Below are 17,920 nucleotides of genomic sequence, written 5' to 3'. Positions count from 1 at the left end.
CGCGCATGTCTTCAGCTGCCCCTTGCACAGCCGTACCGGCGGAGCGGAACCGGTGAGCGGCGCGATCGACGCCCGGTCCCTCGCCGTGGTGATCTTCCTCGCCTTCGTCGCCGTGTCCCTGCTGCTGTGCGGACTCGCCGCCGCCGACCAGGACGATCCGGAACACTTCTACGCGGGCGGCGCCACCCTCGGCCCCGTCGGCGCGGGACTGGCCATCGCCGGGGACTACGTCTCCGCCGCCACGCTGCTCTCCACCACCGGATCCGTCGCGCTCGCCGGATTCGACGGCCTGCTGTTCGCCCTGGCGACGGTCGCCTCGCTGGCCCTCGTCATGCGCCTCTTCGCCGAACGACTGCGCCGCAAAGGCGTGTTCACCATGGGGGACTTCCTTGCCGACCGGCTCGGCGACGGGTCCGTACGCCGTGCGCTCGGCGTGGCCACCCTCGTCGTACTGGCCCCGCTGCTGCTCGTACAGCTCACCACCGCCGGCCGCGTCATGACCTCCATGTTCGGGCTGCCCGACGGCGCCCTCACCGGCTGCACCGTCGCCAGTGGCGCACTGATGGTCTGCTACTCGGCGTTCGGCGGGATGCGGGGTACCGGCTACATCCAGATCCTCAAGGTGGCCGTGGTCCTGGGAGCGGTCACCCTGCTCGCGGGGCTCGTCCTCGCGCGCTTCGACTGGTCCCCCTTCGCCCTCTTCGACGCCGCCCGGGCGGGCAGCGGGGCGGGTGGCGACTACGCGCGCCCCGGCCTGCAGTTCGGCCACGGACTCGCGGGCGGGCTCGACCTGATCGGCTTCCAGATCACCCTCCTGCTCGGCGCCGCCTGCATGCCGCACATCATGATGCGGCTCCACCCGATCCGCGACGCCTGGACCGCCCGCAGGGCCGGCGTCTGGGCCGTGAGCCCGGTCGCCCTGCTCTGTGTCGGCATCGTCATCGTCGGACTCGGAGCCTCCGCGCTGGTGGGCCGCGAACTGCTGCACGCCGCCGATCCGGCCGGCGGCACCTCCCTGCTGATGGTGACCAGCGCCCTGGACCCGGGTGCGGCCGGTCCGCGCGACAGCCCCCTGTTCGCACTCGTGGCCTGCGCCGCGTTCGCCACCACCCTCGCCGCCGTCGCCGGGATCACCCTGGCCGCCGCCTCGTCCCTGGCCCGCGACTTCACGGTGAAGTCGGGCGCCCAGGGCGAGGGCAAGGCCTCCAGCAGGGAGATCCGGCGCGCCCGCTGGGCCGTCGTCGGCATCGGGGCGCTCGCCGTCCTCCTCTCGGCGTACACCCACGACCGCAACCCCCAGGTGCTGCTCTCCCTGTCGTTCGCGGCAGCGGCCTCGGTCCTGCCGCCCGTCCTGCTGTACGCCCTGTTCCGGCCGCGCTTCGACGCCCGCGGGGTGCGGTGGACCGTGTACGGGACGCTTCCGCTGATCGGGATCCTGATGGTCCTGTCGCCGGCGTTCTCCGGCACCCCGATCGCGCTCTTCCCGGAGTGGGACTTCGACGTCTTCCCGCTCCAGACCCCGGGCCTGGTCACGATCCCGGCGGGATTCCTCCTCGGGCTGCTGGGATCGGGGCGGGACCCCGGCACCGCACCCGACGACCGGCACCGCCACCGGACCCGCCGGGCACCCGTACGTGCCCGGGGCGGCGCCTGAGCGTTCCGGAAGGGGCTACAGGCCGAGCTCGGCCGTGTGCAGCCGGGCCAGCGCGTCCTTGTCGCCCTCCAGCTCCACCCGCGCCGCGTCCTGCCGCCCGGCGGCGAACAGCAGCAGCTCACCCGGCTCCCCGGTGACCGTCACCACCGGGGTGCCCTTGTGGGCGACCGCCGTCTGGCCGTCCGGGCGCCGCAGCACCAGCCCCACCGGGGCACGGCGTCCCAGCATCCGTGCCGTCTTCTCCGTGCGCGACCACAGCACATCGGCGAAGACCGGATCGAGGTCCCGCTGGGACCAGTCGGGCTGGGCCCTGCGCACGTCCTCCGCGTGGATGTAGAACTCGACGGTGTTGGCCGCCTCGTCCAGCTGCTTCAGACCGAAGGGGGAGAAGCGCGGCGGTCCCGTACGGATGAGCTGGATCAGCTCCTCGTACGGCTTGGCGGCGAACTCGGCCTGGACCCGCTCCAGCCGGTTCTTCAGGGCACCCAGCATGATCCCGCCCGCCGCGTCGGCGCGGCGTTCACGTACCACGACATGGGCGGCCAGGTCACGGGTCTTCCAGCCGTTGCACAGGGTCTGGGCTTCGGGGCCCGCCGCTTCCAACAGGTCGGCGAGCAGAAGACGTTCACGCTTCGCATGGGTCGACATGCCCGCCAGCGTACGACCGACGCCCGCGGTCCGCCCAGTGGACGCACGGCCGGAAGCCCCCGCCCGGCGCGGCACAATGGGCGCATGACCAGCACGCCCGGCTCCACGCCCGCCAGCAATCTCGACCCGGCCGTCGCCGCCCGCCTCAAGCGCGGCCCCGACGGACTGTTCCCGGCCATCGCCCAGCAGTACGACACGGGCGAGGTGCTCATGCTCGGCTGGATGGACGACGAGGCGCTGCACCGCACCCTCACCACGGGCCGCTGCACCTACTGGTCCCGCAGCCGCCAGGAGTACTGGGTCAAGGGCGACACCTCCGGCCACACCCAGCAGGTCAGGTCCGTCGCCCTGGACTGCGACGCCGACACCGTCCTGGTGAAGGTCGACCAGACGGGTGCCGCCTGCCACACCGGCGCCCGCACCTGCTTCGACAAGGACGTCCTTCCGCTCACCGCGCCCCGATAAGGTCAGCCGCCATGGATCTCGAGACCTTCCGCAAGCTCGCCGTCGACCGGCGCGTCATCCCCGTCAGCCGCCGGCTCCTCGCGGACGGTGACACCCCGGTCGGGCTCTACCGCAAGCTCGCGGCCGAACGCACCGGCACGTTCCTCCTCGAATCCGCGGAGAACGGCCGCACCTGGTCCCGCTACTCCTTCATCGGGGTACGCAGCGCCGCCACCCTGACCTCCCTCGACGGAGCGGCCCACTGGCTGGGCACCCCGCCCGTCGGCGTCCCCGTCGAAGGCGACCCGCTGCAGGCGCTCCGGGCCACCGTCGAGACCCTGCACACCCCCCGCGACCTGGTCGGCGACGAGGGCCTGCCGCCGTTCACCGGCGGCATGGTCGGCTACCTCGGCTACGACGTCGTGCGCCGGCTGGAGCGGATCACCGAGCACGGTGGCGACGATCTGAAGCTCCCCGAGCTCACCATGCTGCTCACCTCGGACCTCGCCGTGCTCGACCACGGGAACGGCACCGTCCTGCTGATCGCCAACGCGATCAACCACAACGACCTGGACACCGGCGTCGACGAGGCCTACCAGGACGCGGTCGCCCGGCTCGACGCCATGGAGCGCGACCTCTCCAGGCCCGTGGAGAACACCCCCGCCGCGCTGCCGCCCTCCGAGCTCCCGCCGTACACCGCGCTCTGGGGCGGCCAGGCGTTCATGGACGCCGTGGAGGACGTCAAGGAGCGGATCAGGGCGGGCGAGGCCTTCCAGGTCGTCCCCTCCCAGCGCTTCGAGACGCCCTGCACGGCGAGCGCCCTGGACGTCTACCGGGTCCTGCGCGCCACCAACCCGTCGCCGTACATGTACCTCTTCCGCTTCGACGGCTTCGACGTCGTCGGCTCCAGCCCCGAGGCGCTCGTCAAGGTCGAGGACGGCCGGGCCATGGTTCACCCGATCGCCGGGACCAGGCACCGCGGCGCCACCCCGCAGGAGGACCAGGCGCTCGCCGACGAGCTCCTCGCCGACCCGAAGGAACGCGCCGAGCACCTGATGCTCGTCGACCTCGGCCGCAACGACCTGGGACGGGTCTGCGAGCCCGGCAGCGTCGAGGTCGTCGACTTCATGTCGGTCGAGCGGTACTCGCACGTGATGCACATCGTCTCCACCGTCACCGGACGCGTCGCCGAGGGCCGCGGCGCCTTCGACGTCCTCACCGCGTGCTTCCCCGCTGGCACCCTCTCCGGCGCGCCCAAGCCCCGCGCCCTGCAGATCATCGAGGAGCTCGAACCCAGCCGGCGGGGCCTGTACGGCGGCTGCGTCGGCTACCTCGACTTCGCCGGGGACTCCGACACCGCCATCGCCATCCGGACCGCCCTGCTCCGCGACGGCACCGCGTACGTCCAGGCGGGCGCGGGCATCGTCGCGGACTCCGACCCGGTCGCCGAGGACACGGAGTGCCGGAACAAGGCCGCCGCGGTCCTGCGAGCCGTGCATACGGCGAACCGCCTCGGGGCTTGCTGAGCCGGTAGGGGATAGTGGAGTACGTGAGTGCTGTCCCCGTACCCCAGCCCCGTGCCCGAGCCGCCTCCGCGCCCGACAGCGCAGGAAGCCGCCGAAGCCTGGCCGCCGGCCTGCTCCTCGGGGCGGCCGGCGCCACCGTCGTCCTCCTCGCCTCCGGGCAGACCTGGGCCGAGGGCAAGGCGGCCGTCGGCGGCGGCACCCTTCCGCTCAGCGCCGACGGCCAGGACGTCACCGGCCTCCCCGCTGCCCTGGCCGTCGTCGGCCTGGCCGCCCTCGTCGCCGTCTTCGCCGTCCGCGGCGGGGGCCGGCTGATCGTCGCAGGGCTGCTGGCCCTCAGCGGCCTCGGCGCAGGGCTGAGCGCCTGGTCCGGAGCCTCGGACAGCGCGGCCCTGGACGAGCAGGCCGCGCAGACCACGGGCAACACCTCGGCCACCGTCGACGCCCTCAGCCACACCGCCTGGCCCTACGTCACCGCGGCCGGCGGGCTGCTCATCCTGCTCGCCGGACTGCTCGCCCTGCGCTACGGCAGCCGCTGGCCGGCCATGTCGGGACGGTACGAACGGGACGGCACCCCCCGCCCGCGCAAGGCCCCCCGCACCGCCCCGGACCCCGACCGGCCCGAGGAACTGTGGAAGGCCCTGGACCGCGGCGAGGACCCGACGCGCGAGGCATGACCCCCAGCCTCACGTCCACCGGCACGTACGGGACAATGGCAGCAAGCTTTCGTAAGCGCGACACCTTCAGCGCAACACCAACTAGGAGCAACTCATGGCGGGCAGCAGCCACGGACACACCCCGGCCGCCTGGACCGGTGTCATCATCTCCTTCATCGGCTTCTGCATCGCCGGCCTCTTCATGGTCGCGGCGAACACGCTCGGCTTCTGGGCCGGTATCGCCGTCGTCCTCCTCGGCGGGGTGGTCGGTCTCGCCATGAAGATGGCGGGCCTCGGCATGCCGAAGGAGTCCGCCGAGATGGCGGACGCCAGGGCCCGCGCCTCCCGGGCACAGATCACGGTCTGACCGGTCACGAGCACCAGCGACACGACGCGAGGCGCGGCCCGGACCGGGCTGCGCCTCGCGTCGTGAGCGTGGACAATCGGCCCGTGGACGCCTCAGCCTCTCCCGCAGCCGCCGCCCCGGACCAGCCCCCCGTACCGGGCCCGGGTCTGCCGGCTCCCGCCCCTGTCTCCCGGCTCCGCCGGCTCGCCACGCCCCTCGGCGTCATGGCCGCCGTCGTCGGAGCCTTCGGCTACGTCGCCACGGTCGACCCCAACGAGCCCGGCCACTACCCGGTCTGCCCCATGCTCCGCTTCACCGGCCTGTTCTGTCCCGGCTGCGGCGGGCTGCGCAGCGCACACGCGTTCGCCCACGGAGACCTGGCCGCCGCCCTCGGCTCCAACGCCCTGGCCGTCGTCGGCTACGGCGTATTCGCCGCGGTCTGGCTGCTCTGGGCGGTCCGTGCGAGCCGGGGCAAGCCTCTTCGGATCGGCCTCGCGCCCGGCTACTGGTGGGGCGTCGGGGCGGTGCTGCTGGTGTTCTCCGTGGTCAGGAATCTGCCCTTCGGCTCGGCGCTGGCGCCCTGAATGACCAGGTAGTGGGACGTAAGGCCGCCGGATGCGGGCCCTGAGCCGTCCTGCGGATACCATCGAGATGGCTGATCCTGTACCTATCACCGCTTCGGAAGGGGGCCGCTCGCGTGAGTGTGCTCGACGAGATCATTGACGGCGTCCGCGCCGACCTCGCGGAGCGGCAGGCGCGTGTCAGCCTCGACGAGCTCAAGGAACGCGCCGCGCGCGCTCCCCAGGCCAAGGACGGAGTCGCCGCACTGCGCGGCGAGGGCGTGACCGTCATCTGCGAGGTCAAGCGCTCCAGCCCCTCGAAGGGGGCCCTTGCCGCCATCGCCGACCCGGCCGCGCTCGCCGCGGACTACGAGGCCGGCGGCGCATCCGTCATCTCGGTCCTCACCGAGGAGCGCCGCTTCGGCGGATCGCTCGCCGACCTGGAGGCCGTCCGCGCCAAGGTCGACATCCCGGTCCTGCGCAAGGACTTCATCGTCACCTCGTACCAGCTGTGGGAGGCCCGGGCACACGGCGCCGACCTCGCCCTGCTGATCGTCGCCGCCCTCGACCAGGAGGCCCTCGTCTCGCTGATCGAGCGGGCCGAGTCGATCGGCCTGACGCCGCTCGTCGAGGCCCACGACGAGGAGGAGGCGGAGCGCGCCGTGGACGCCGGGGCGAAGATCATCGGTGTCAACGCGCGCAACCTCAAGGACCTCAAGGTCGACCGTTCCACCTTCGAACGCGTCGCCCCCGAGATCCCCGACCACATCGTCAAGGTCGCCGAGTCCGGCGTCCGCGGCCCGCACGACCTCATCGCCTACGCCAACGCCGGCGCGGACGCGGTGCTCGTCGGTGAGTCCCTGGTCACCGGCCGCGACCCCCGGGCCGCCGTCGCCGACCTGGTCGCCGCAGGCGCCCACCCGGCACTCAGGCACGGACGGAGCTGATCCCGCCCGTGCCCGCCCACCGTCCCTCCGCCCGCATCCGGCCGGGCCTGCGCCCCGCCGGCGCGAGCGCCCGGGACCCGCACGCGCCGCTGGCGCGCGGCTGCCGCCCCCGCGGCTGCCGCGCCCCCGCCCGGCGTGTGCACGGCCGACGGGTGCGGTACGTGATCGGCGACGAGCCGGGCCAGGTCAACGGGATGCGATGGCGCACGGGGTCCGCGCCGTAGCGAGCCCCGGCCGTCGCCCGTCCCCCGGTACAGGGGGATCCGCACGCCCCACCGCACCGACCGTCGACCGGTCGGCGTGGCGCTCCGCTCATGGCGCATACGGTGACATCACCCGTTGCGATTCGAGGAGCACGTCGCATGTCGTCCGACTTCTTCATCCCGGACCCCGAGGGTCTGATCCCCAGCGCCGAGGGATACTTCGGCGCGTTCGGTGGCAAGTTCATCCCGGAGGCGCTGGTCGCCGCCGTGGACGAGGTGGCCGTCGAATACGACAAGGCCAAGGCGGACCCGGCCTTCGCCGCCGAGCTCAACCAGCTCATGGTCGACTACACGGGCCGGCCCAGCGCGCTGACCGAGGTCCCGCGCTTCGCCGAGCACGCCGGTGGTGCCCGCGTCTTCCTCAAGCGTGAGGACCTCAACCACACCGGCTCGCACAAGATCAACAACGTGCTCGGCCAGGCCCTGCTCACCAAGCGCATGGGCAAGACCCGCGTCATCGCGGAGACCGGAGCGGGTCAGCACGGCGTCGCCACCGCGACGGCCTGCGCCCTCTTCGGGCTCGAGTGCACCATCTACATGGGCGAGATCGACACCGAGCGGCAGGCGCTGAACGTGGCGCGCATGCGGATGCTCGGCGCCGAGGTCGTCGCCGTGAAGTCCGGCTCCAGGACACTCAAGGACGCCATCAACGAGGCGTTCCGCGACTGGGTCGCCAATGTGGACCGCACGCACTACCTCTTCGGCACGGTCGCCGGGCCGCACCCCTTCCCGGCGATGGTCCGCGACTTCCACCGGGTGATCGGCGTCGAGGCCCGCCGCCAGATCCTGGAGCGCGCCGGCCGGCTGCCGGACGCCGCGGTCGCCTGCGTCGGCGGCGGCTCCAACGCCATCGGTCTCTTCCACGCCTTCATCCCGGACGCGGGCGTCCGGCTGATCGGCTGCGAACCCGCCGGACACGGCGTGGAGACCGGCGAGCACGCGGCGACGCTGACCGCGGGCGAGCCCGGGATCCTGCACGGCTCGCGCAGTTACGTCCTCCAGGACGAGGAAGGGCAGATCACCGAGCCCTACTCGATCTCGGCCGGACTCGACTACCCGGGCATCGGCCCCGAGCACGCCTACCTCAAGGACATCGGCCGCGGCGAGTACCGCGCCGTCACCGACGACGACGCCATGCAGGCGCTGCGCCTCCTCTCCCGCACCGAGGGGATCATCCCGGCCATCGAGAGCGCGCACGCGCTGGCGGGGGCCCTGGAGGTCGGACGGGAGCTCGGCCCGGACGGGCTGATCCTGATCAACCTGTCCGGCCGCGGCGACAAGGACATGGACACGGCAGCGAGGTACTTCGGGCTGTACGACGGCGCCGACGCGGTCGTCGAGGCCGACGTGGCCGACGGAGAGGAAGAGGTCACCAAGTGAGCGGCAACCGAGAGCTTCTCGAATCGACGCTGGCCAAGGCGGCGTCCGAGGACCGGGCGGCGCTCATCGCCTACCTGCCCGGCGGCTTCCCGACCGTCGACGGCGGCATCGCCGCCGTCAAGGCCGCCGTCGCGGGAGGCGCCGACGTCATCGAGGTCGGGCTCCCGCACAGCGACCCGGTGCTCGACGGGCCGGTCATCCAGACCGCCGACGACATCGCGCTGCGCGGCGGCCTCAAGATCGCCGACATCATGCGTACGGTCCGTGAGACGCACGAGGCCACGGGCGCGCCGATCCTCGTCATGACGTACTGGAACCCGATCGACCGCTACGGGGTGGAACGCTTCACCGCCGAGCTGGCCGAGGCGGGCGGCGCCGGGTGCATCCTGCCCGACCTGCCCGTCCAGGAGTCCGCGCTGTGGAGGGAGCATGCCGAGAAGCACGGTCTCGCCACCGTCTTCGTCGTCGCCCCGAGCAGCAAGGACGAGCGCCTCGCCACCATCACGGCCGCGGGCTCCGGATTCGTGTACGCCTCCTCGCTGATGGGCGTCACCGGCACCCGCGAATCGGTCGGCGAGCAGGCCCAGGACCTGGTGCGGCGCACCCGCGCCACCACGGACCTGCCCGTCTGCGTCGGCATCGGCGTCTCCACCGCCGAGCACGCCCAGCGGGTCGCCGGCTTCGCCGACGGCGTGATCGTCGGCTCGGCCTTCGTCAAGCGGATGCTGGACGCCCCGGACGAGGCCGCAGGTCTCGCCGCCGTCCGCGCGCTGGCGGCCGAACTGGCCGAAGGCGTTCGAAAGCGCTGACAGCGGGCGTCATCCGTACGGGTGGACCTGGGACCGGGGAGGCGCTGACGTGCCTCCCCGGTTCGTTTGCGCGGTGTGAGCGAGAACCAAGACCGCAGAAGAGCCGCGCGCGACCGGCTGGCCCAGCAGCGTGAGCAGGACCGGGCGCGGGACCGCCGCCGCCGCACGCTGATCGTCTCGACCGCCGTGGTGGGGGTGCTGGCGCTGGCAGCCGTGATCGGTGTGATCGCGGCCAACGCCGGCAAGAACGACAAGGACAGCGAGGCCGGGCCCGCCGTCACCCCGTCCGGGGCGATGGGCAAGGACGGCCTCGCCCTCCAGGTCGGGGCCGATGACGCGCCGTCCACGCTCACGATCTGGGAGGACTTCCGCTGCCCGGTCTGCGCCCAGTTCGAGAACACCTTCCGCGACACCGTCACGGAGCTCACCGACAGCGGCCGGCTCAAGGTGGAGTACCACCTGGCCACGATCATCGACGGCAACCTCGGCGGCAGCGGTTCGCTGCGCGCGGCCAACGCGGCCGCCTGCGCCCAGGACGCGGGCAAGTTCGCCCCGTACCACGACACCCTCTTCCGCAATCAGCCCGCCGAGACCGACGACGCCTTCGGTGAGAACAGCAAGCTGATCGAGCTGGCCGGCAAGGTGAAGGGCCTGGACACGCCCGCCTTCCGCAGCTGTGTGGAGGACGGCACGCACGACAGCTGGGTGGAGAAGTCCAACAAGGCGTTCACCGAAGGCGGCTTCCAGGGCACACCGACCGCACTGCTCAACGGCGAGTCGATCTTCCCGAAGAAGGGGAACGAACAGATCTCCGCCGCCAACATCAAGAAGTGGGTCGCCGAGGCCAACAAGGGCAAGAAGCCGGGCACGGTCGGCGCCACCCCATAGGCCGTGCCCGTGGCCCCGGAGGTACTCCGCCGGGGCCCCGTTACCCAGAAGTTGCCGGACGGCTTGCCGTACGTCCCGTCCGGCAGGGTAGCGTCGACCCCGTCATGAACCTTGCCTTCATTCCCAGCCCGTCGACCGGCGTGATCGAGCTCGGCCCGATCCCGCTCCGCGGCTACGCGTTCTGCATCATCATCGGTGTCTTCGTCGCCGTCTGGTTCGGCAACAAGCGCTGGGTCGCCAGAGGCGGCAAAGCCGGCACCGTCGCCGACATCGCCGTCTGGGCCGTGCCCTTCGGCCTGGTCGGCGGCAGGCTCTACCACGTGATCACCGACTACCAGCTGTACTTCAGCGAGGGTGAGAACTGGGTCGACGCCTTCAAGATCTGGGAGGGCGGCCTCGGTATCTGGGGCGCGATCGCGCTCGGCGCGGTCGGTGCCTGGATCGGCTGCCGCCGCCGTGGGATCCCGCTCCCGGCCTGGGCGGACGCACTGGCCCCCGGTATCGCCTTCGCCCAGGCGATCGGCCGCTGGGGCAACTGGTTCAACCAGGAGCTGTACGGCAAGCCGACCGACGTCCCCTGGGCGCTGAAGATCAGCGAGGGCACGAACCGCGTCGAGGGCACCTACCACCCGACGTTCCTGTACGAGTCCCTGTGGTGCGTCGGCGTCGCGCTCCTGGTCATCTGGGCGGACCACCGCTTCAGGCTCGGACACGGCCGCGCCTTCGCGCTGTACGTCGCCGCGTACTGCGCGGGCCGCGGATGGATCGAGTACATGCGCGTCGACGAGGCGCACCACGTGCTGGGCCTCCGGCTCAACGTGTGGACCGCGATCATCGTGTTCGTGCTCGCCGTCGTCTACATCGTGATCTCGGCGAAGGTGCGCCCCGGCCGCGAGGAGATCGTCGAGCCCGCCGCCGTGAGCCTGACCAAGGACGGCGAGAAGACCACCGACGCCTCCGGGGAGACCGGGTCCGAGGAATCCCCTTCCGAGGAGACCGTCCCCGGGACCACCGAGGAGGCCGACGCGCCGGCCCCCGAGGCCGACGGGACCCCGCAGAAGGCCGACAGGAGCTGACGCTCCCCGCCCCCGCACACATCGCGAAGGGGCCGCCGGACCACCACGGTCCGGCGGCCCCTTCGCCCATGTACGGGCCTCATCGGTGCGAGCGCGCCAAGGCGAGCGTGCGTTCCGCGGTCGCCACCACGGCCGCGTCGACGAACCTCCCGTCCGGCAGGGCCTGCGCCCCCGCCTCCGTCCGGGACGCCTCCACGATCTGCTCCGCCGCCTCCACCTCCCGTGACGTCGGCCGGAACGCCCGCTCGATCACCGGAAGCTGCCGGGGATGGATCGCCGCCCGGCCGAGCAGCCCGAGATTCCTCCCGTGCGCACAGGACGACCGCAGCCCCGACAGGTCCCGGACATCCGTGTACACCGACATCACGGGCGGGTTCAGCCCCGCCGCCCGGGCGGCGACCACCACACGGCTGCGCGGCCAGTCGAGACCGGCGTCGTCGCGCACCCCCAGATCCGCCCGCAGGTCCGCCTCGCCCAGCGCCACACCCCGTACGGCGTGATGCGCCCCCGCGATCGAGTACGCGTGCTCGATCGCCAGCGCCGACTCCAGCAGCGGATACAGCGGCACACCCGGGGCCAGGGCCGCGACATGGTGCACGGACGCCGCATGGGTGATCTTCGGAAGCCGCATCCCGGACAGCCCCGCCAGCCCCGCCAGCGCCTTCACGTCGTCCTCGCCGTGGACCCGGACATGGACCGGCACCGCCATCGGGTCCGCCGTGACCGGATCGGAGAGGAGCTCCGCCGTCGCCGACCGCGCGTACTCCTTACGGTCCGGTGCGACGGCGTCCTCCAGGTCGATGATCACCACATCCGCACCCGAGCCGAGCGCCTTGCGGACCACCTCGGGCCGGTCGCCGGGAACGTACAGCCAGGTCAGCGCCACCGCCGGGCCGCTCACAGCGCCCCCTCGTCCCGCAGCGCCGCGACCGCGGGGGCGGAGAGGCCGAGCTCCGCCAGGATCTCGTCCGTGTCCGCTCCGTGCGGCCGGCCGGCCCAGCGGATCGCCCCCGGCGTCTCCGAGAGCCGGAACAGCACGTTCTGCATCCGCAGCGGCCCCAGCTCGGGGTCGTCGATCTCGGTGATCGTGCCCAGCGCCCGGTACTGGGGGTCCTCCATCACATCCCGTACGTCCTGGATCGGCGCGATGGCCGCCTCGGCCTTCTCGAAGGCGTCCACCGCCTCCTCCCTGGTGCGCCGGGCGATCCAGTGGCCCACCGCCTCGTCGAGTTCGTCGGCGTGCTCGGCGCGGGTCGTCCCGGCGGAGAACCACGGTTCCTCGATCAGTTCCGGGCGCCCCACCAGGTGCATCACGCGTTCCGCGACCGACTGGGCCGAGGTGGAGACGGCGACCCAGTGGCCGTCGGAGGTGCGGTAGGTGTTGCGCGGGGCGTTGTTACGGGATCGGTTCCCGGTCCGCGGCTGGACGTACCCGAGCTGGTCGTACCAGAGCGGCTGCGGCCCCAGCACGGTGAGGATCGGCTCGATGATCGCCATGTCCACCACCTGGCCCTGCCCGGTGAGGTCGCGCCCGGACAGCGCCGTCATCACCGCGTAGGCCGTGGCGAGGGCCGCGATCGAATCGGCCAGGCCGAACGGTGGCAGGGTCGGCGGCCCGTCGGGCTCTCCGGTGACGGCGGCGAAGCCGCTCATCGCCTCGGCGAGCGTGCCGAAGCCGGGCCGGTGCGCGTACGGGCCGGTCTGCCCGAAGCCCGTGACCCTGGCCAGCACCAGCCGGGGGTTGGCGGCACGGAGCTCCTCCCAGCCCAGGCCCCAGCGCTCCAGGGTCCCGGGCCGGAAGTTCTCGATGACCACATCGGTGTCCGCGGCCAGCCTCAGCAGCACGTCCCGGCCGCCCGGGGCGGACAGGTCGAGGGTCAGCGTGCGCTTGTTCCGGCCGAGCAGCTTCCACCACAGGCCGATGCCGTCCTTCGCGGGGCCGTGCCCGCGTGAGGGGTCGGGTTTGCGCGGATGCTCGACCTTGATGACCTCGGCCCCGAAGTCCCCGAGCATGGTGGCCGCGAGGGGCCCGGCGAAGAGGGTGGCGAGGTCCAGGACCCGCAGGCCGGTGAGGGGAGCGGTCGTCGTACTCATAGGGCATCGATCTCGCTTCGGTACGGCATGGACGTGGAGGCGCCCGGTTTCTGCACACAGAGCGCGGCGGCGGAGGACGCCCAGGCCAGCGCCTCCGGCACGGACCGGCCCTCGCCGAGTGCCACGGCGAGCGTGCCGACGAAGGTGTCCCCGGCTCCGGTCGTGTCGACTGCGGTGACCTCGGGGGCGGGGAAGAGGACCGGTTCGCCGCCGCGTGCGGCGTACAGGCACCCCTTCCTGCCGAGCGTGATCACGACCTCGGGGACCTGCCGCAGCAGGATCTGGGCCGCGGCGTGCGGTTCCACGCACCCGGTGAGCTCCGCGGCCTCGTGCTCGTTGGGGACCAGCAGGTCCACGTCGTCCAGGAGTCCGGGCGGCAGCGGCTGCACGGGGGAGGGGGTGAGGATCGTCCGCACACCCCGGGCCTTCGCGGTCCGGGCTCCCTCCACCACGACGGAGAGCGGGAGTTCCAGCTGGAGGAGGAGCAAGCCGGCCGCGGCGACGGCGGCTCTCTCGCCGGGGCCCAGCGCGGTCACGGTGCCGTTCGCGCCGGGGATCACCACGATCGCGTTGGACCCCTCGTCGTCGACGACGATGTGCGCGGTGCCGCTGGGCCCGGAGACGGTGTGCAGCAGGTCCGTGTCCACACCGGCGTGCTCCAGGTTCGTCCGGAGCGACGAGCCGTACTCATCGGTCCCGACCGCCCCGATCATCACGACCTCGCCGCCCGCGCGGGCCGCGGCGACGGCCTGGTTGGCCCCCTTGCCGCCGGGGACGGTCCGGAACTCCCTTCCGGTGACGGTCTCCCCGCGTCCGGGGGCCCGGGCGACGTAGGCGACCAGGTCCATATTGGTGCTGCCGAGCACAGCGATGGCTGTCATGGGCGGCATACCTCCTGATGGGTCAGTTCCGCGAGGGTGTCGAAGCCGATGGAGTCGAAGCCGGGGACGGAGGTGGCGAGGCGGTTCTTGAGCGGGGCGGTCCACCGGTCGGGCAGCGCGGAGGCCCGCCCGGCCAGCAGGCCCGCGAGCGAACCGGCCGTCGCACCGTTCGAGTCGGTGTCCCAGCCGCCGGACACCGCGCAGCAGACCGAGCGGCCGAAGTCCCCGTCCGCGTGCGTGAGGGCGGCGGCGAGCAGCGCCGCGTTGGGCAGGACGTGCACCCAGTGGTGAGTGGTGCCGAACGTGTCGTGGAGGCGGTCCACGACCGTGTCGAAGTCGCGTTCCTCGCGGGCGGTCCGGACACCGAGGCGTACCGCGCGCGCGTACCGGGACCGGGGCGGCACCACCCGCAGCCCGGCCGCCAGACAGCCGTGCACGTCCGTCTCGCCGCCGGCGGCCTCGGCGAGGGCGGCGGCGGTGAACATCGCGCCGTACACCCCGTTCGCCGTATGGGTGAGGACCGCGTCCCGGTGGGCCTGTTCCGCGGCGGCCCCCGGGTCGCCGGGATGCGTCCAGCCGTGCACATCGGCCCGGATCTGGGCGCCGATCCACTCCCGGAACGGGTTGCGGTGGCGCGCGGTGTCCGGCGGCTCGATCCCGTCGAGCAGATTGCGGTACGCGATCCGCTCGGCGGTGAAGACACGGCCCGCCGGGAGCTCGTCGAGCCACAGCCGGGCCAGGTCGGAGGTGCTGAACCCGTGGCCGTGCCGCTGGAGCAGCAGCACGGTCAGCAAGGGGTAGTTGAGGTCGTCGTCCTCCGGCATCCCGTCGATGTTCTCGGCGAGGGAGGTGGGTGCCGAGCGGCGGTTCCACGGGTACGCGGCGGCCAGCTCTCCGGGCAGTCCCCGGGCGGTGAACCAGGTGGTGAGCGGCCAGTTGCCGGTGGCGCGGGCCAGGGCGCGGATGCCGGCCAGGGGCAGCTTCTCGACCGGCTTGCCCAGCAGACAGCCCGCGGCCCGCCCCAGCCAGGCCGCGTGCAGACGGTCGGGCCCGAAGGACACCGCGCGGGCGCGTGGGGCGGGCCAGCGCGGGCACGCGGCCCGGATCCCGGACAGGCCGGTCGGCTCGTCCTCGGCCGACGGGCACTCCAGCAGGGCGAGTTCGTCCAGGAGCTCCCCGGCGAGCGCGCGCAGCCGGCGCGGCGCGGCGGGCTCGGAGGCCCCCGCACGCTCCGGGGCGGGAGCACCGCCCGCCGCACACCAGCGCCGCTCGACGTCCCCGGCGTCCCGGCCGTCCTGCGCGGCCTGGCGCAGCTCGTGGCCGACCAGGTCCTCGGGCTGGACCCACGTCAGACGTACGGTCACCGGCCGTCGCCCGTCAGCACGGCGAACGCCGCCTCGTGCGCGCGGCGCCGGGCGGTGTCCCGGGCGAAGACCTCCCGGGCCACCTCCGCGAGGGCGCGCGCCGGGGCGTGCAGATCGAGGCGGCTGGCGTCGGCGACCGTCTTCACCCAGGCCGCGGGGATGCCCTGCTCGCCGTGGAGCGCACCCGCGAGCGCGCCGCTCATCGTGGCGATCGAGTCGCAGTCCCGGCCGTAGTTGACCGAGCCGAGCACCGAGCGCCGGTAGTCCCCGTCGCCGACGAGCAGCATGCCGAGCGCGACCGGAAGCTCCTCGATGGAGTGCAGCCGGGAGGGCCTCCGGGCGCCCAGCGAGGGGTCGCGGTAGTGGGGCCCCACCGTGTCGAACGGGGCGACCGCCTCGCGCAGCGGTGCCAGCGCCGACTCGAAGTCCGTGTAGCGGGCGGCCACTTCGCACACCGCCTCGATCGCCGACCGGGTGCCGTCCTTGGCCAGGCCCAGAGCGGTCCCGACGACCGAGGCGGGGGTCGCGTCCGGAGCGCACGCGGCCGCGACGGCGGCGGCCAGGACCCCCGCCGCCTCCCGGCCGTACGAGGACTGGTGGGCGCCCGCGACATCCAGCGCCTCCGCGTACGCGGCCTCCGGGTGGGCCGCGTTCACCAGGCCGACCGGGGCCATGTACATCGCCGCGCCGCAGTTGACGATGTTCCCCGAGCCCGCCTCGCGGGGGTCGGCGTGCCCGTAGTGCAGCCGGGTGACGATCCACTTCTCGGCGAGGAAGATCCGCTGCAGGGGGAGCGCCTCGGCCTCCAGCTCCGGGATCCAGCGGGGCCGCGACATCAGGTCCGGGACGAGGTGGTCGGCGACGGAGTACGCGTCGAGGTGACCGCGCACCGTCTCGTACACCCGGACCAGAGCGTGGGTCATCAAGGTGTCGTCGGTGACGTGCCCGTCGCCCTTGTGGTACGGGGCGATGGGGCGCGCCGTGCGCCAGTCGTCGCCGTACCAGGGCCCGACGACGCCGGTCACCCGGCCACTGTGACGCTCGGCGATCTGCTCGGGCGTCCAGCCCTCGACGGGTCCGCCGAGCGCGTCCCCCACGGCCGCGCCGACGAGGGCTCCGGTGATGCGTTCATCCAGGGTGAGCGTCGTGGTGGTCGTGCCGGCCTCGAGCGGTGCGGATGTTTTGTGTGCCATGTCGGGATTGTCCACCCGGGGTGGCCGGTTCCGTGGCTGCCAGCAGCCCGGCGAGTTCGATGAGGTCCGTACCGGCGAGCAGGGGCAGCGCGCACCCGGCCAGCGTCCGGCAGGCCTCCCGCCAGCCCTCGGGCACGGTCGCCGCCCCGCCCAGCGCCCCGGTCAGGGCGCCGGCCAGCGCCGGCGCCGAATCGGCGACCCGGGACAGGCAGGCCGCCGCGGGCACGGCCTGGGTGAACTCGCCCCGGGCGGCGGTCGTCAGGGCGAGGGCGACCGGCACGGTCTCGGCGGCGGCGATCCCGTAGCTGTAGACGTGGTCCACGATCTGGTGCTCCAGCACGGGGACGAGTGCGAAGGCGCCCGCCGCCTCGTCCGCGAACTCCCGGGCCAGCCGCACCGCGTGGGCGGCGTTGCGCGCGATCTCGGTGCCGTCGGGGAGCTGGTCGAGTGCGGCGTTCACCACCGTGTCGACGTCCGCCCCGGCCAGGGCCTCGGCGATCGCGGCGGCGATCGCGCGGGCGCCGTGCACGCCGTCGCCGTCCTGGGTGTACCGGGCGTCGAACTCGGCGAGCCCGGCCGCCGCCGCCGGGTCGCCGGGGTGCACGACCGCGAGCACGGCGGCCCGCACGCAGGCCGCGTCGTCGAAGTAGTGCGGATTGTCGTGGCCGGTGGCGGGCGGGCGCAGCCCGGCGGCCAGATTGCCGAGCCCGGCGCGTACGGAGATCCGCGCCCGGAGCGGAAGCACGGCCGACTCGACCTCGGGCGCCCGGGCGCTCGCGGCGGCCACCTTCGCCGCCAGCGCGTTCCACGAACGGTCGACCGCGTCCCGCATCCGGTGGCCGGGGGAGAGGTCCGGCGCGTGGTCGGCCGCGGCGGCCAGCACGGTCCGGGCGGAGAACGCGGCCCACTCGGCGTCGTCGGACGGGCCGAGCCGCAGCGGCTCGGGCGGCTGGTTGAGGGCGATGGGCACGGGGAGGGTCGTCGTCGCGTTCTGCTCCGCGAAGGTGTCCAGCTCCCTGGTGAGCCGCCTCGTCCACTCCGGCATCCGCGCCGCACGGTGCCGCGCGGCCGGCCACCCGGCCGCGTCACCGGCGGCCAGCCCGAGCAGCAGCCCCTCGATCCTGGCCTGCCTGCCCGGTGCGCCGCGGCCCCCGGCGCCGCCGTCGGCCGCCGGCCCGGAGGTGATCGTGATGG

General features: G+C 73.3%; 19 protein-coding genes. 12 read left to right on the top strand and 7 right to left on the bottom strand.

Going from position 1 to position 17,920, the window contains the following annotated elements; genetic code table 11:
* Positions 1-52 precede the first annotated feature (52 nt).
* A complete protein-coding gene (locus OG379_RS10425; protein WP_405661451.1) occupies positions 53-1,654 on the top strand; it encodes a cation acetate symporter in 1,602 nt (533 codons plus the stop codon).
* A 15-nt stretch (positions 1,655-1,669) separates the two neighbouring features.
* Here the strand turns inward: OG379_RS10425 and OG379_RS10420 are convergent, their stop codons facing one another.
* Positions 1,670-2,302, bottom strand: coding sequence for a TIGR03085 family metal-binding protein (locus OG379_RS10420; protein WP_393755532.1), 633 nt, complete (start codon positions 2,300-2,302; stop codon positions 1,670-1,672).
* Between the two features lie 84 nt (positions 2,303-2,386).
* Here OG379_RS10420 and hisI point away from each other — a divergent pair, with 84 nt between their 5' ends.
* From hisI to lgt, 11 genes are all read left to right on the top strand, one after another.
* Positions 2,387-2,767: a phosphoribosyl-AMP cyclohydrolase gene (gene hisI / locus OG379_RS10415; RefSeq protein ID WP_393755530.1), complete on the top strand. Its 381-nt coding sequence runs from the start codon at positions 2,387-2,389 to the stop codon at positions 2,765-2,767.
* Between the two features lie 11 nt (positions 2,768-2,778).
* Positions 2,779-4,272, top strand: a complete 1,494-nt coding sequence (locus OG379_RS10410; protein WP_405661448.1) for an anthranilate synthase component I — start codon at positions 2,779-2,781, stop codon at positions 4,270-4,272.
* Between the two features lie 14 nt (positions 4,273-4,286).
* The gene (locus OG379_RS10405; RefSeq protein WP_393755526.1) at positions 4,287-4,946 is read left to right on the top strand and encodes a TIGR02234 family membrane protein; all 660 of its coding nucleotides are present in this window, start codon (positions 4,287-4,289) and stop codon (positions 4,944-4,946) included.
* Between the two features lie 94 nt (positions 4,947-5,040).
* Complete coding sequence (locus tag OG379_RS10400; protein WP_393755524.1) at positions 5,041-5,292, top strand: HGxxPAAW family protein; 252 nt, start codon at positions 5,041-5,043, stop codon at positions 5,290-5,292.
* Positions 5,293-5,375: 83 nt separating this feature from the next.
* Positions 5,376-5,855 (top strand): DUF2752 domain-containing protein, encoded by a 480-nt coding sequence (locus tag OG379_RS10395; RefSeq protein WP_405661445.1) that lies wholly within the window; start codon positions 5,376-5,378, stop codon positions 5,853-5,855.
* Between the two features lie 113 nt (positions 5,856-5,968).
* Positions 5,969-6,778 carry an indole-3-glycerol phosphate synthase TrpC gene (gene trpC / locus OG379_RS10390; protein WP_356712289.1) on the top strand — a complete coding sequence of 270 codons (810 nt, stop codon included), beginning with the start codon at positions 5,969-5,971 and terminating at the stop codon, positions 6,776-6,778.
* A 35-nt stretch (positions 6,779-6,813) separates the two neighbouring features.
* Positions 6,814-7,002, top strand: a complete 189-nt coding sequence (gene trpM / locus OG379_RS10385; protein WP_107103173.1) for a tryptophan biosynthesis modulator TrpM — start codon at positions 6,814-6,816, stop codon at positions 7,000-7,002.
* Positions 7,003-7,140: 138 nt separating this feature from the next.
* The gene (trpB, locus tag OG379_RS10380; protein WP_405661443.1) at positions 7,141-8,421 is read left to right on the top strand and encodes a tryptophan synthase subunit beta; all 1,281 of its coding nucleotides are present in this window, start codon (positions 7,141-7,143) and stop codon (positions 8,419-8,421) included.
* A complete protein-coding gene (gene trpA / locus OG379_RS10375; protein WP_405661440.1) occupies positions 8,418-9,230 on the top strand; it encodes a tryptophan synthase subunit alpha in 813 nt (270 codons plus the stop codon). The genes trpB and trpA overlap by 4 nt, the downstream gene beginning before the upstream one ends.
* A gap of 75 nt (positions 9,231-9,305) precedes the next feature.
* Entirely contained in the window at positions 9,306-10,118 is an 813-nt protein-coding gene (locus OG379_RS10370) for a thioredoxin domain-containing protein (protein ID WP_393755516.1), read from the top strand.
* 104 nt (positions 10,119-10,222) lie between these two features.
* Positions 10,223-11,194, top strand: a complete 972-nt coding sequence (lgt, locus tag OG379_RS10365; RefSeq protein WP_405661436.1) for a prolipoprotein diacylglyceryl transferase — start codon at positions 10,223-10,225, stop codon at positions 11,192-11,194.
* A 79-nt stretch (positions 11,195-11,273) separates the two neighbouring features.
* Here lgt and OG379_RS10360 read toward each other — a convergent pair whose 3' ends face one another.
* From OG379_RS10360 to OG379_RS10335, 6 genes are read right to left on the bottom strand one after another with little or no spacing between them, the layout of a single operon-like run.
* Entirely contained in the window at positions 11,274-12,095 is an 822-nt protein-coding gene (locus OG379_RS10360) for an HpcH/HpaI aldolase/citrate lyase family protein (RefSeq protein ID WP_405661434.1), read from the bottom strand.
* Entirely contained in the window at positions 12,092-13,288 is a 1,197-nt protein-coding gene (locus OG379_RS10355) for a CaiB/BaiF CoA transferase family protein (protein WP_405661432.1), read from the bottom strand. Before OG379_RS10355 ends, OG379_RS10360 begins: the two co-directional genes overlap by 4 nt.
* Positions 13,285-14,169 (bottom strand): ribokinase, encoded by an 885-nt coding sequence (gene rbsK / locus OG379_RS10350; protein ID WP_393755508.1) that lies wholly within the window; start codon positions 14,167-14,169, stop codon positions 13,285-13,287. Before rbsK ends, OG379_RS10355 begins: the two co-directional genes overlap by 4 nt.
* Positions 14,166-15,533, bottom strand: coding sequence for an ADP-ribosylglycohydrolase family protein (locus OG379_RS10345; RefSeq protein WP_405661429.1), 1,368 nt, complete (start codon positions 15,531-15,533; stop codon positions 14,166-14,168). Before OG379_RS10345 ends, rbsK begins: the two co-directional genes overlap by 4 nt.
* Positions 15,530-16,726 carry an ADP-ribosylglycohydrolase family protein gene (locus OG379_RS10340; RefSeq protein ID WP_405661427.1) on the bottom strand — a complete coding sequence of 399 codons (1,197 nt, stop codon included), beginning with the start codon at positions 16,724-16,726 and terminating at the stop codon, positions 15,530-15,532. The genes OG379_RS10345 and OG379_RS10340 overlap by 4 nt, the downstream gene beginning before the upstream one ends.
* Positions 16,662-17,918, bottom strand: a complete 1,257-nt coding sequence (locus OG379_RS10335) for an ADP-ribosylglycohydrolase family protein (RefSeq protein ID WP_405668474.1) — start codon at positions 17,916-17,918, stop codon at positions 16,662-16,664. Before OG379_RS10335 ends, OG379_RS10340 begins: the two co-directional genes overlap by 65 nt.
* Positions 17,919-17,920 lie beyond the last annotated feature (2 nt).

Origin of the sequence: Streptomyces sp. NBC_01166 (assembly GCF_045039765.1) — a bacterium.
In the GTDB taxonomy this organism is placed as follows: Bacteria; Actinomycetota; Actinomycetes; order Streptomycetales; family Streptomycetaceae; genus Streptomyces.
This window is presented reverse-complemented; position numbering and strand designations above follow the sequence as displayed.

Coding starts and splice junctions, on each gene's coding strand:
- OG379_RS10420 (WP_393755532.1), bottom strand. CDS start 2,302: ATGTCGACCCATGCGAAGCGTGAACGTCTTCTGCTCGCCGACCTGTTG.
- hisI (WP_393755530.1), top strand. CDS start 2,387: ATGACCAGCACGCCCGGCTCCACGCCCGCCAGCAATCTCGACCCGGCC.
- OG379_RS10410 (WP_405661448.1), top strand. CDS start 2,779: ATGGATCTCGAGACCTTCCGCAAGCTCGCCGTCGACCGGCGCGTCATC.
- OG379_RS10400 (WP_393755524.1), top strand. CDS start 5,041: ATGGCGGGCAGCAGCCACGGACACACCCCGGCCGCCTGGACCGGTGTC.
- trpB (WP_405661443.1), top strand. CDS start 7,141: ATGTCGTCCGACTTCTTCATCCCGGACCCCGAGGGTCTGATCCCCAGC.
- lgt (WP_405661436.1), top strand. CDS start 10,223: ATGAACCTTGCCTTCATTCCCAGCCCGTCGACCGGCGTGATCGAGCTC.
- OG379_RS10355 (WP_405661432.1), bottom strand. CDS start 13,288: ATGAGTACGACGACCGCTCCCCTCACCGGCCTGCGGGTCCTGGACCTC.
- rbsK (WP_393755508.1), bottom strand. CDS start 14,169: ATGACAGCCATCGCTGTGCTCGGCAGCACCAATATGGACCTGGTCGCC.
- OG379_RS10340 (WP_405661427.1), bottom strand. CDS start 16,726: ATGGCACACAAAACATCCGCACCGCTCGAGGCCGGCACGACCACCACG.